The 437-nt window shown below is 70.5% G+C and carries 1 pseudogene; it reads right to left on the bottom strand.

Annotated elements, in window-relative coordinates:
- A pseudogene (locus G3I71_RS47870) lies at positions 1 to 437 on the bottom strand (amino acid permease); the annotation flags it as partial.

Here is a 437-nt window from a genome sequence, read left to right as displayed (position 1 = left end):
GACGTTGGCCCGCGCCGCGACCTGCGGGTTGCGGGACTTGAGCACCGCCCAGCCGATCGACAGGCAGACCGCCCAGCCGGCGCCCACGTACAGGGACACGCGGCTGTCCGGGTCGATGGCGATCAGCACGGTGACCATCAGCAGGAAGGCCACGGCGATCCAGCTGCACAGGGTGCCGCCCGGCGCGGGGAAGGAGGAGGCGGGCAGCCGGCCGGCGACCACCTCGCGGCGGTAGCGGATGTGACTGATCAGGATCATCATCCAGGTCCAGATGCCGGCCGCGGTCGCGACCGACATCACGTACCCGAACGCCTTCTCCGGGACCACGTAGTTCAGCACCACGCCGATGCCCATCAGGGCGGCGGAGAGGGTGATCGCGACGGCCGGGGTCTTGGTGGAGCTCAACCGGCCGAGCAGCTTGGGGGCCTCGGAGTTGG

It is taken from the genome of Streptomyces sp. SID12501 (assembly GCF_010550245.1).
Lineage (GTDB): Bacteria > Actinomycetota > Actinomycetes > Streptomycetales > Streptomycetaceae > Streptomyces.
This window is presented reverse-complemented; position numbering and strand designations above follow the sequence as displayed.